The sequence below is a fragment of the Exiguobacterium sp. s102 genome (assembly GCF_018618635.1).
Taxonomy (GTDB): domain Bacteria; phylum Bacillota; class Bacilli; order Exiguobacteriales; family Exiguobacteriaceae; genus Exiguobacterium_A; species Exiguobacterium_A oxidotolerans.
This window is the reverse complement of the sequence record NZ_JACSML010000001.1, coordinates 578,317-591,014: the sequence shown is the minus strand read 5'-3', so window position 1 is coordinate 591,014 and position 12,698 is coordinate 578,317. Positions and strand designations below refer to the sequence as shown.

The following is a 12,698-nucleotide window of genomic DNA, read 5'->3' as shown; positions in this document are numbered from 1 at the left end:
ATTTCCTCCTTTACCGGTTCGCCCGATCCAAATACGATTGTAGGATCATGACTGCCGCCATCTTATCGATGACTTGTTTTCGTTTTTTTCGACTGACATCTGCGTCGATCAACATACGCTCTGCCTGCATCGTCGTGAGACGCTCATCGACGAGAACTGTTGAAAGTCCTGTCGCTGATTCGATTTCACGCGCGAACGCTTCACTTGCTTCTGCTCGCGGACCAATCGAACCGTTCATGTTTTTCGGATGTCCGATGACGATGATTTCGACACCGTACTCTTTAATGATTGCCTCTAGTCGCTTGAAGGCGACAGGATAATCGGGTTCTGTCCATTTGACGGTCTCGACGCCTTGCGCCGTCCAGCCCATCAAATCACTCACCGCGACTCCAATCGTCTTCGAACCGACATCGAGTCCGATCGCACGCTTCATTTTTTGTCTCCACTCTCCGACAGATAGGATTTGACGAGTTCTTCAAGCAATTCATCTCGTTCAATCTTACGGATTAGATTACGTGCATCATTATGACGAGGAATGTAAGCAGGATCCCCAGATAGAAGGTATCCGACGATCTGATTAATTGGATGATATCCTTTCTCTTCCAAAGCGTGATAGACCGTCAACAACACTTCCCGTGTCGCTGCTTTACTATCGTCTTCCGGAAAATTAAATTTCATCGTTTGATCCATCTGACTCACGTTAATCACCTCTTTCATTTACACTACTTTTCTATTATGCCAGTGATTGCGCATAATGTGAAGCATACGCCAACGCTTCATTTAATTTCGAAGCATCTTTCCCGCCTGCTTGGGCCATATCCGGGCGTCCACCGCCACCGCCGCCGCAACGTGTCGCAACTTCTTTAATCAATTTCCCAGCATGATAACCTTGGTCGATTAAGTCTTTCGAGACACTTGCGACGAGGTTCACTTTGTCGCCTTGCGCACTGCCGAGGACGATGATTGCTGACTCGAGTGAACCTTTCAATTCATCCATCATCCCACGTAATGCATCCATATCAGACACATCGACACGTTTCGAAAGGACTTGGACACCATTGATCAGTTCAACGTCATCTTTAAGTGATGCTGCTTCGATATTCGAAAGTTTTGCTTGGAGTGATTCGTTTGCGCGTTCTGTCTCACGTAATTGAACTTGTAACGCTTCAATTCGACTCGGAACTTCCGTCGTTTTCGTCTTCAGGACACGTGCTGCTTGTTCGAGCGTCTCAAGATGCGCATTCATGACACGATATGCACCAGCTCCTGTGACCGCTTCAATCCGACGTGTACCAGCACCGATACCTGATTCAGAAACAATTTTGAAAAGACCGATTTCCGCCGTGTTCTTGACGTGGATCCCGCCACATAATTCGATTGAATACGTTCCTGCCGATACGACGCGGACCGTTTCACCATATTTTTCACCGAACAGTGCCATTGCCCCTTTTGCTTTTGCATCGGCGATGTTCATTTCTTCGATATCGACAGCCAGCGATGCCCAGATTGCCTGATTGACATCCTGTTCAATCGTTTTCAGTTCATCTGCCGTGACTGCACCAAAGTGAGAGAAGTCAAAGCGGAGACGATCTGCTGACACGAGTGATCCTGCTTGATTGACGTGCGTGCCGAGTGTATCTTTTAGTGCTTTATGCAACAAGTGTGTTGCTGTATGGTTTTTCGTAATGGCTTTACGTGCTGCGCCTTCGACTTCTGCGATGACTGAAGCGTCCGCGAGTGCAATCCCCGTCCGAACGATGACCGTATGCAAGTTTTGACCGTTCGGTGCTTTTTGTACGTCTTTGACGTCTAAGACGAAATCTTTTCCTTCAATCGTTCCTGTATCCGCGACTTCACCACCGCTCTCAGCATAAAACGGCGTGATGTCTAAAATGACTTGTGCCTGTTCGCCTGCTGCGACTTCCGTGACATGTTCTCCATCATGAAGCAATGCGACGATCGTTGCATCCGTCTTCACATCCGTATAACCGACGAACCGGCTTGGTACCGTCAATGTCGCAAGAACTTCAGATTGCTGTTGCATCGATCCGCCATCTTCACGTGCCGCACGGGCCCGCTTACGTTGCTCATCCATCGCCCGTTTAAAGCCTTCTTCGTCAACTGCCATTTGATGATCTTCTGCATATTCGACTGTCAATTCGAGGGGGAAACCGTACGTGTCGTAAAGACGGAATGCATCTTCCCCACTAATCGTATGCTCTCCATTATTTTTAGCCGTCTGAGCGACCGTATTTAAAATCGCGAGACCATCTTGTAATGTTTCATGGAAACGTTCTTCTTCATTCTTGATGACACGTTTGATGAAGTCCGCCTTCTCTGGAACTTGTGGGTAAAAGTCAACCATGACGCCACCGACCGTATCCACGAGCTCGTACATGAACGGACGTTCGATTCCAAGCATCTTCGCATAGCGGACTGCCCGGCGAAGTAAACGACGGAGGACATACCCGCGTCCTTCGTTCGATGGCAATGCGCCGTCGCCAATCGCAAACGAAACTGTTCGGATATGATCAGCGATGACTTTGAATGCTACATCCAGCTTCGCGTCATCACGGTATTTTTTACCACTCATTTCTTCCGTCTTATGGATGATCGGCATGAACAAGTCCGTATCGAAGTTCGTCGGCACGTTTTGTAAGACACTAGCCATCCGTTCGAGACCCATTCCTGTATCAATGTTTTTGCGTGGAAGTTCTGTGTAGTTCCCGTTTCCATCATGGTTATACTGACTGAAAACGATGTTCCAGATTTCAAGATAACGTTCATTTTCGCCACCCGGGTAGAGTTCTGAATCGTTCGGGTCGTCACCGAAGTCTGGACCACGATCAAAGAAAATTTCCGTGTTCGGACCAGATGGACCTTCACCGATTTCCCAGAAGTTATCTTCGAGCGGAATGATCCGTTCAGCCGGAACACCGAGCTCAAGCCAGATTTGGCGTGCCGCATCGTCTTCCGGATGGATCGTAACAGACAAGTACTCTGGATCTAGACCGTACCACTCGTCACTCGTTAAGAGTTCCCAGCCCCATTTGATCGCATCTTCACGGAAGTAATCACCGACTGAAAAGTTACCGAGCATTTCAAAAAACGTATGGTGCCGTGCCGTTTTACCGACGTTTTCGATATCGTTCGTCCGGATCGATTTTTGTGCATTGACGATTCGTGGATTGTCTGGGATGACACGTCCATCAAAATATTTTTTTAATGTCGCGACACCTGAGTTAATCCAAAGCAATGTTGGATCTTCCACTGGTACGAGAGAAGCACTCGGTTCCACAGCGTGACCTTTCGATTGGAAAAAGTCGAGATACATCTGACGGATTTGTGCGCCAGTCAACGGTTTTAATGGTTTCATCGAAAATACCCCCAATTAATTAATAAGTTCATCCTGAACGCAAAAAAAAACGATGCATCATCCCCTAGGAAAGGGACGAAAGCATCGCTCTCGTGGTACCACCCTCGTTCGCAACATCCTCTGTTACGGATGTTACCTCGAAAAATCCAATAACGGGGATTAACCGCAAGTGTTTTCACTCGACTCAAGAAGGAGCTTCAAATGATTCATCATGGAGATGGTTGCAGCAAATCCATCTCTCTCTTCGTCATGATTGCATCACTCTACTTATCTTCTATCAACGTTTTGCGTCCATTCATCTAACGTGATTATTACCTATCCAACGTATTCCGTCAAGTCTTTGTCGCACCACCCAGACGTTCAATCAACCGCGTCCGTCGACGAGGTTCTTCTTCTTGTGATGCCTTGTGAAAGGCGCGTGGATCTCCGAACAACAACAAACTTGTTTTCGCACGGGTCACGGCCGTATAAATTAAGTTTCTCGAATGCTTAAAGGCGCCCGTAAAGAAGACCGGCATCAGAACGATCGGAAACTCCGACCCTTGGGCTTTATGGATCGTGATCGCATAGGCATGTGTGAATTGGTCCCAGTCACTGCGATTGTATTCGACTTCCGTCTGGTCGAACCGCGCGATAATTTTATCGACTTTATCGACGTTTTCTTTCGCAAAAAAGATGTTGACGATTTCGCCGATATCACCATTGTAGACATTTTCTTCCGCATTGTTGACGAGCTGAAGAATCTTATCTCCACTCCGGTACAGCCGATTCCCTTGCTTCACTTCCCGTTTTTTCGGTGCTTCCGGATTGTAGACATTTTGCAGCGCGAGATTGAGTTCATCAATCCCGACTTGTCCGCGATATGTCGGGGCGAGGACTTGGACGTCGAACTTCGAGTAACCTTTTGCTAACGCTTTTTCAGCGAAGGCGGCAATCCCGCGTAATGATTCCTGCGGAGCAAGTGAATAAAAACGACGGTCCGATAACGGTGCCAATAAATCAGCTGATGTGACCCGATTTTTCAAATCATGAGCCAATCGTAAAATCGACGAATCCTCCGCTTGACGGTGTACGACATTGAGTCGTACGACCGGAATCCCGTCCGTATCCATTAAATCAGCCAAAACTTGTCCCGGACCGACCGACGGCAGTTGATCCCGGTCACCAACGAACAAGATTTTCATCCCGTTCGGTACGGCGCGAAGGAGACTCGACAAGAGGTAGATATCAATCATCGATGATTCATCGATGATCAACACTTTTCCGGTGATTGGTTGATCTTCATTCAATTGAAAATTTGAGCCGTCGTATTTCAACAGCCGATGAATTGTCATCGCCGGAACATCGGTCGCTTCCGACAATCGTTTTGCAGCACGCCCGGTCGGTGCGACGAGAACGTACGGATACACATCACCTGATTTGACTTGACTTTTTTCGAGCGGCCAATCATGGATTTCTTGTAAGGCATGTAAGATTCCTTTGATGACCGTCGTTTTACCGGTTCCCGGTCCACCGGTCAAGACCATCAATGGTGCTTTGACGGCCAGTTCAATCGCTTCTCGTTGTTGCGTCGCATATTCCATTCCGAAACGTTCTTCGAGCTGACCGATTGCCGTTAAGATCGTCGCGACATCGACTTCTTGCTCTGCTCCATTCGCCATGACGCGTGCCAGCTCTTTTGCCGCCCTGACTTCCGCATAATAAATCGTCGGCAGATACAGACAGCCTTCTTCGAGTTTTACTTTATCTTCTGTCAACAACAACTCGATTGCCTGTTCGAGTCGTTCTCCTGGGTCTTCGCCTAGCAGGCGGGGTGCCCGCTGCAACAATGAATCAATTGTCGCAAAAGCATGTCCTTCCCCTGCCTCTTGCTCAAGTATGTACATGACGGACGCTGCAACGCGTTCCGGGTGAAGACCAATCAAGCCGAGATGGGAGGCAATTTGATCGGCCGTCTTAAAACCGATCCCGCTCACTTCGTACATCAAGGAATACGGGTTTTCACGAATCCGCGCCATCGCATCCCCTTCGTACGCCGCATAAATTTTAGCTGCAAGTTTCGGCGTGACGTCGAACGGTGCCAAAAACAACATCAATTGATCAACGCCATAGAGCGTTGCCAGTCGACTGAAGATGACGTCAGCTTGTTTTTGTTTAAGTCCAGGCACACGATCGAGGGCACGGCTATCTTTTAAGATGACATCAATCGCATCCTCGCCAAGTGCCTCGACGATATTTTTCGCTGTTTTCGGACCAATGCCGGTAAACGATCCATTCGTCAAAAAGCGGACAGCGGCATGCTTCGTCATCGGGACAGAACGGCGAATTAATTCTGCCTTTAATTGTTTACCAAACCGTGGATGGTCCACTAAACGGCCAAACGCCTGATACGTACCGCCAAGTTCAATCCCGACTCCCGTTCCCGTCACGACGAGTTCAGTTTCTTTCAATTCAAAGTTTTTTTCCTTAACAGCCACCAATACGATGGAATGCGCTTCTTCTTCGGAGGAGAAGAGCACACGTTTAACACGACCGACGACTTGATGAGGGTGCTCCATCACTCCACCTACTTTCTAAAAGACTACGATTTACTACGCTCTCATCATCATAGCACTCGTTTAATCGATTTAAAATCAGGGAAAGTGAACTTGAACTAAAAATTGAATTGGAGGAGAAGCATGTGGGACGATTACCAATTGCTGGTTTATGTGAATTAGTACTTGAAGTAGAGGATATGGAACGCGCTGTCAACTTTTGGCATGGGACGCTCGGAATACCGATTGTCGAGCAATGGGCTCCAGATGACGCGGAACCAAGTAAAGAACAAGCGACGCAAGACGGCGTTTGGGCGACATGGCTCTATATTGGCGGAAACACGCGACTTGGACTCTGGCTCAAACGAGATTTCACACTCGAGGAACGGACTGTGAAAAATCTACCGGTCACGAAGTGGGATTCGCTTTATGATGAAGGAGGGACTCACGTCCACTGCGCCTTTTACATTGAAAAAAACCGATTCGAGGACGCTCTGAACGTCTTACGGGAAGCAGATATTGCCGTTAAGATTCGAGAATGGGATGAACAAGAAACTTCGAATGATAAAGAATACTCCGCTTATTTTAAAGATACTGAACAAAATGTGATTGAGCTCTATACAAAAAATATGGACGAGGCGTACGAAGACTTTTCTGGTCCGCCGCAACGCGTCGTACGTGAAGTCGGAAACTAACGCAATCTTCAAAACGATCAGAGACGGAATGCGCTTTAAAGCGGTCGCATGACACAGGCAAGGATTAAACCCTCTTGAACAATAAGAAATTGCACAAAAATGGCCGATGGTCCCTTGAAAAGTGGGATCATCGGCCATTTGATTGTTGAAGGACGGAAACATCCGTCACACGGCTTGATGCTGGTCTGACTTATGAGTCAGACCCATTCATTGACCTTATTTCAACAAAGAATCCATTTTCGCTTTCGCATCTTGCGCAAGCGTATGATTCGGTTGATATTCAAGAACCGTCTCGAGCTCCGTATAACACGCTTCTTGCTGACCAAGAAATGCAAGGGCAATCGCATAGTTATAGCGTGCGTCCGTGTGCGTTTCTTCTAACAACAGGACTTGCTCGAAAATTTCTGCCGCTTCTTCGATCTGTTCGTTTTGTGCGAGCGCAAGGCCGTATTGGAAAGCAATTTCGACGTCCACCCCGTTCAATTCCGTCGCTTGTTTCAAGCGAGGAATTCCCCGGACAGGATCGCCGAGCTTTTGATACGTCAGACCAAGCATGAAGTGTAGATCGGCGTCATCAAGTCCATGGAGTAAGGCGAGCCGCAAGGCATCTTCTGCCTCGACCAGTTGCTCTGCCGCAAAGAACAATGCCCCTTTTGCATAGTGGGCACTGGCGAACGTCGGGTCAATTGTCAGCGCCTTTTCATAAAAGCGTAATGCCCGGTCTGCATCATCCATCGATTGAAGCAACGTTCCCAAGTTGACATATGCCGTCGGATCATTCGGGTTTTCTTCAATCGCATCGTTGAAGGCTTGCGCAGCCAGTTCGTAATTTCCCGCTTCTAAATGTCTGAATCCTACTTCGTTATAATTCATCGTGTTCTCTCCCTTATGCAAGATACGTAAGACGTTCGCCCGCTTTGTACGCTTCGTCAATCGTTGCGCCACCTAAGCAGACATCACCATCATAAAATACGACGGCTTGTCCTGGTGTAATTGCCCGTTGGCGTTCGTCAAAGGCAACATCAAGACGTCCATTTTCAAGCAAGCGGACAGTCACGCCTGAGTCTTCTTGACGGTAGCGGAACTTCGCCGTACACCGGAATGTATCGCCGACTTTAAGTGGTGCCGTCCAGCTGATGTCCGACGCATATAATCCTTCCGAGTAGAGCAGTTCATTATGGAAGCCTTGATCAACGAACAAGACGTTATCCGCAAGATTTTTTCCAACAACGAACCAAGGCTCTCCGTCTCCGCCAATCCCTAACCCATGACGCTGTCCCATCGTGTAATACATCAAACCATCGTGACGTCCCATGACTTTTCCGTCGAGTGTCCGCATTTCGCCTGGTTGTGCCGGGAGATATTGGCTGAGGAATTGTTTAAAGTTCCGTTCCCCGATAAAACAGATACCGGTCGAATCTTTTTTCTTCGCCGTCGCCAAGTTCGCTTCTTCCGCGATTTTCCGGACTTCTGACTTTTCCATGTGACCGATCGGGAACATCGCTTTCGCAATTTGGTCTTGTGAGAGTTGGTTCAAGAAGTACGTTTGGTCTTTATTCGTATCGATCCCACGGAGTAACTTGTGTTCCCCGTCTTCATAGACCGCACGCGCGTAATGACCTGTCGCGACAAAATCCGCCCCGAGACGCATGGCGTGATCAAGAAACGCTTTGAACTTGATCTCCTTGTTACACATGACATCCGGATTCGGTGTCCGACCCAGTTTATATTCATTCAAGAAATACGTGAAGACTTTGTCCCAGTATTCTTTTTCGAAGTTGACTGCATAGTACGGAATGCCGATTTGATTGGCGACCGCGATTACATCTTCATAGTCTTCCGTCGCTGTACAAAAACCGTCTTCATCCGTATCATCCCAGTTTTTCATGAAGATTCCGATGACGTTGTACCCTTGTTCTTTCAGCAAGTGTGCTGTGACGGACGAGTCGACGCCGCCAGACATTCCGACGACGACTGTCGTCTCACTTGGCGCTTTTGCTCTTGTATTCATTGCTTTCACCTCTTATTTGTTCTGAAACGATTTTACGACATCTATCAGTCCTTGTGCGAGTAGTTCGACTTGCCCGGCATCATTTCCACGGCCGAAACTAATTCGGACCGATTGCCGCGTTCGGTCATTTTCACCGTACATCGCGGACAACACGTGAGATGGTTCAATGGAACCTGCCGTACAGGCACTCCCGCTCGAGACGGCAATTCCGCGCATATCGAGCATGATTAAAAACGGTTCAATCTCGACACGCGGGAAATAGAGATTGACGATATGCGGCAGTCCTGGATGCCCATTTTGTTCATAGGAAATCGAACTAGCCTCGAGACGATTGAGTAACAGGCGACGCAAGTCTTCCGACTGGGCTTTCAGTATGTCACGTTCTGCTACGATCAATTGAACGGCTTTTGCGAAACCGACGATTCCAGCGACGTTTTCTGTTCCCGCGCGACGCTTCCGTTCTTGTTCGCCACCGTACGACTGCACTTCTAACTGGACGCCTGTTCGGACGTAGAGCATCCCGACACCTTTTGGTCCATTGATTTTATGACTTGATGCCGATAATAGGTCAATATGACATGCTTCGACGTCGAGACTCAGCTTGCCAAAGACTTGGACCGCATCCGTATGAAAGAGAATGTTTTGTTTGTTTAATAACTGGCCCATTTCCTTGATTGGTTGCAGTGTCCCGACTTCATTGTTTCCGAACATGACCGAAACAAGAATCGTATCCGGGCGAAGCGCTGCCGCGAGTGCATCGACCGTGACGATGCCCGACTCCGGCACTTCTAAATACGTCACGTCAAACCCACGTTTTTCGAGTTCTTCGAACGCACGCAGGACGGCATGGTGTTCGAAGCGTGTCGTGATGACATGCTGTCCCTTGTCTTGATGTTTCATCGCGGCACCCAAAATCGCATAGTTATCCGACTCCGTCCCCCCCGCCGTGAAGATGATTTCATTCGGTTTGGCATTCAGTTCACTCGCGATTGTCCGACGTGCCGCGTCAATCGCCGCCCGGCCGGAACGACCGAACGCATGAACGCTCGACGGATTCCCGAATTGCTCGAGCATATATGGAGTCATTGTTTGGAGTACATCAGGGTGCATCGGCGTTGTCGCCGCATGATCAAAATACATCATTTCGTCTCACCTTTCATATATAGAACATATATCCAGTATCATCGTCTTCCGCTAAATCCTTTAATGTCGTCGAATCCAGTACTTGATCGACTGCACTTTGGATTTTATCCCATAATTTTCGTTTCGTCACTTCATCAGAATTGTCCCCTTCGACAACGACGAGTGGTCCCTCAAGCAAACGAATGATATCGCCGGCCGTGATTTCTTCCGCTTTACGCCCTAACTTATAACCGCCGTAAGCGCCACGGACACTTTTGACCAGCCCGCCATTTCGGAGCGGGGCAATCAATTGTTCCAAATAATGCTCCGACAGATTATACATTTGCGCAATTTTCTTTAAGGATAACGGCTTTTGTTCGCCTCCTTTAGCGAGTGCGATCATGATTGTCAGACCATACCGGCCTTTCGTCGAGATTTTCATCATGCGAAATAACATCCTTTCTAGTATAGTAGGAGCTGAATCCACGTGGAAAGAAGGAACGCTACCTATGGCTAATTTATTTGAATCAAAATATCCTGCTGGACCGCTCGCCAACCGGATGCGTCCTCAGTCACTGGACGAAATCGTTGGCCAACGGCATTTAATTGGAGAGACGACCCTCTTACGTCGCGCTATCCTTGCCGATCGGCTCGGGACGGTCATTTTTTATGGTCCACCGGGAACAGGGAAAACGACACTCGCACGCGTCATCTCGAGTTACACGAAGTCGGCTTTTGAACAGTTGAATGCCGTCACCGCAAAACTCGATCAATTACGCGACGTCTTAAAGGCGGCGGAGTCTCGTTTACAGTTTGATGATCAAAAAACAATTCTCTTTTTAGATGAAATCCATCGTTTTAATAAAATGCAGCAAGACGCGTTGCTCCCCGCTCTTGAAGCAGGTACGATCACTTTAATCGGGGCGACGACGGAAAATCCAAGCTTCGAGGTCAACGCCGCTTTACTCTCTCGGGCGACCGTCTTTCGGTTCGAACCACCGACGGCAGACGATTTACGTGTCGTGCTTAACCGAACGTTAGCTGATAAAGACCGCGGTCTCGGAAAATATCCGATTTCGATTACAGAAGAAGCGATTGATCATTACGTTAAACTATCCGACGGCGACTATCGCGCCTTGCTAAATGCACTCGAGCTCGCCGTCTTGACGACTCCGGAAGTCGACGGTGAAATCACGATTGACCTCGCCGTCGCGGAAGAATCGATTCAGCAAAAAGCATTGAAATACGATAAAGACGGCGACCGCCATTATGATGTCATCTCGGCTTTCATTAAATCAATCCGTGGATCCGATCCCGACGCAGCATTATATTGGCTCGCCGTCATGATTGAAGCGGGCGAAAGTCCTCGCTTCATCGTCAGACGATTGTACGTCCATGCCGCAGAAGACATCGGGCTATCGGATCCACAAGCCCTGTTGATTGTCGACGCTTGTGCTCGCGCGTGTGAATACGTTGGTTTTCCGGAAGCACGGATTCCGCTCGCTGAAACCGTATTGTATTTGGCGACGGCACCTAAATCAAATACCGTCATCACAGCAATCGACAAGGCGCTCGCTCTCGTACGACGTTCGGACGGTGGACCGGTCCCACCGCATCTTCGTGACGCCCATCATCCCGGTGCAGAAGCACTCGGAAATGGTGTCGCTTATCAATACCCGCACCAGTTTCCTCATGCTTACGTGAAACAAAGCTATTGGCCGGAAAACTTAGCGCGGACGAAACCGGTCTTTTACGAGCCGAGTCCACGCGGTTTTGAGAAACAACTCCAAGCCCGACTCGAGTTTTGGAAAAAACAGCCGTAACCATTCAAGATGCGAAAAAGCGACCGAAGTGGTCGCTTTTTTTAACGGACGCGTTCAATCGTAACGCCTGCTTCGCGAACGATCTCATTGATGACGTGACTTGCTGCAATCAAACCACCGACTGACGGAACGAATGCGTTCGAACTTGGGGGCATCTTCGCTTTTCGAATAACCGCTTCGTCATTTCCGACGACTTGACGCACTTCTTCGATGATTTTGACAGGTGGTTCATCCGAGAAGACGACAGGAACCCCTTTATGGATCCCTTCCTTGCGTAAACGTGTCCGGATGACTTTCGCTAACGGATCATATGTCGTGTCTTTGATGTCAACGATCTTAATCCGTGTCGGATCCATTTTATTTGCCATCCCCATACTCGAGATGATTGGAATGTTTCGTCGTTTACACTCTTTAATTAAATGAATCTTGAACGAGACAGTATCTGATGCATCGATGACATAGTCCGGTTGTTGTTCAAAAAAGGATTCGTACGTTTCTTCATTGTAAAACATCTTCAGACGGACGATCTCAATGTCGGGATTAATCAACATCAAACGATCTGCCATCGCATCGACTTTCGGCTGTCCGACGGTCGGGAGCAAGGCATGGATTTGCCGGTTGACGTTCGTGATATCGATGTCATCTTTATCGACGAGAATCAATCGTCCGACACCACTCCGTGCCAGTGCTTCTGCTGAAAACGATCCGACGCCGCCAATTCCTAAGATAGCGACAGACTTTGATGCCAATGCTTCAAGTCCCGTCTTACCGATTGCTAATTCATTACGTGAAAATTGATGCAACATTTCTCTAACCTCACAATTCTCATACTGTTTTACTCGGAATTATATCATAAAAAAAAACGTCATGCGACGTGTCTTTTTTAAAACGTTTTTTAATTTTAATAAAAAGACGATGGGACCCGAAGTGCCGTGTCGATACCTTATTTTTGAACCTGCTGTGCAGGTGGGTGTCTTATCCGATTCCTATTCGTACGTCCTCCTGCTGTGTTACGAGGCATGTACTACTAGTTGGAACGTCAAACTCCCTATCAAAAAAGAGTGGCTCAAAGATAAAAGGCGGCTCTCGTACATCTCAGGAACCCCATCTGTTGCATTTAATATAGCATTCCCCTAA

Annotated in this window: 11 protein-coding genes and 1 other RNA gene; 2 read left to right on the top strand and 10 right to left on the bottom strand. The window is 48.1% G+C overall.

The window, feature by feature from the left end:
* Positions 1-10 precede the first annotated feature (10 nt).
* The 4 genes from ruvX to recD2 form a co-directional block, all read right to left on the bottom strand.
* Complete coding sequence (gene ruvX / locus KNQ02_RS02805; RefSeq protein WP_029331016.1) at positions 11-433, bottom strand: Holliday junction resolvase RuvX; 423 nt, start codon at positions 431-433, stop codon at positions 11-13.
* Positions 430-699 (bottom strand): IreB family regulatory phosphoprotein, encoded by a 270-nt coding sequence (locus tag KNQ02_RS02800; RefSeq protein WP_029331017.1) that lies wholly within the window; start codon positions 697-699, stop codon positions 430-432. The genes ruvX and KNQ02_RS02800 overlap by 4 nt, the downstream gene beginning before the upstream one ends.
* 34 nt (positions 700-733) lie before the next feature.
* Complete coding sequence (gene alaS / locus KNQ02_RS02795; RefSeq protein WP_214766464.1) at positions 734-3,376, bottom strand: alanine--tRNA ligase; 2,643 nt, start codon at positions 3,374-3,376, stop codon at positions 734-736.
* A gap of 332 nt (positions 3,377-3,708) precedes the next feature.
* Positions 3,709-5,934, bottom strand: a complete 2,226-nt coding sequence (gene recD2, locus KNQ02_RS02790) for an SF1B family DNA helicase RecD2 (RefSeq protein ID WP_214807272.1) — start codon at positions 5,932-5,934, stop codon at positions 3,709-3,711.
* Between the two features lie 122 nt (positions 5,935-6,056).
* Between recD2 and KNQ02_RS02785 the strand changes: the two genes are divergently transcribed.
* Complete coding sequence (locus tag KNQ02_RS02785) at positions 6,057-6,605, top strand: VOC family protein (RefSeq protein WP_088837511.1); 549 nt, start codon at positions 6,057-6,059, stop codon at positions 6,603-6,605.
* Between the two features lie 216 nt (positions 6,606-6,821).
* On the opposite strand, the gene KNQ02_RS02780 is transcribed toward KNQ02_RS02785, so the two are convergent.
* The 4 genes from KNQ02_RS02780 to cymR are packed head-to-tail and all read right to left on the bottom strand — an operon-like array spanning position 6,822 to position 10,180.
* Positions 6,822-7,538: a tetratricopeptide repeat protein gene (locus tag KNQ02_RS02780; RefSeq protein WP_235195163.1), complete on the bottom strand. Its 717-nt coding sequence runs from the start codon at positions 7,536-7,538 to the stop codon at positions 6,822-6,824.
* Positions 7,492-8,616, bottom strand: a complete 1,125-nt coding sequence (mnmA, locus tag KNQ02_RS02775) for a tRNA 2-thiouridine(34) synthase MnmA (protein ID WP_214768675.1) — start codon at positions 8,614-8,616, stop codon at positions 7,492-7,494. The genes KNQ02_RS02780 and mnmA overlap by 47 nt, the downstream gene beginning before the upstream one ends.
* 12 nt (positions 8,617-8,628) lie before the next feature.
* Positions 8,629-9,759 (bottom strand): cysteine desulfurase family protein, encoded by a 1,131-nt coding sequence (locus KNQ02_RS02770; RefSeq protein WP_088837512.1) that lies wholly within the window; start codon positions 9,757-9,759, stop codon positions 8,629-8,631.
* A gap of 13 nt (positions 9,760-9,772) precedes the next feature.
* Complete coding sequence (gene cymR, locus KNQ02_RS02765; RefSeq protein WP_088838504.1) at positions 9,773-10,180, bottom strand: cysteine metabolism transcriptional regulator CymR; 408 nt, start codon at positions 10,178-10,180, stop codon at positions 9,773-9,775.
* A 67-nt stretch (positions 10,181-10,247) separates the two neighbouring features.
* Between cymR and KNQ02_RS02760 the strand changes: the two genes are divergently transcribed.
* A complete protein-coding gene (locus KNQ02_RS02760; protein ID WP_214807270.1) occupies positions 10,248-11,561 on the top strand; it encodes a replication-associated recombination protein A in 1,314 nt (437 codons plus the stop codon).
* A 41-nt stretch (positions 11,562-11,602) separates the two neighbouring features.
* Here the strand turns inward: KNQ02_RS02760 and KNQ02_RS02755 are convergent, their stop codons facing one another.
* Both KNQ02_RS02755 and ssrS read right to left on the bottom strand, forming a co-directional pair.
* The gene (locus KNQ02_RS02755; protein ID WP_088837514.1) at positions 11,603-12,367 is read right to left on the bottom strand and encodes a tRNA threonylcarbamoyladenosine dehydratase; all 765 of its coding nucleotides are present in this window, start codon (positions 12,365-12,367) and stop codon (positions 11,603-11,605) included.
* A 109-nt stretch (positions 12,368-12,476) separates the two neighbouring features.
* A non-coding RNA gene (ssrS, locus tag KNQ02_RS02750) (6S RNA) lies at positions 12,477-12,666 on the bottom strand.
* Positions 12,667-12,698: the final 32 nt, after the last annotated feature.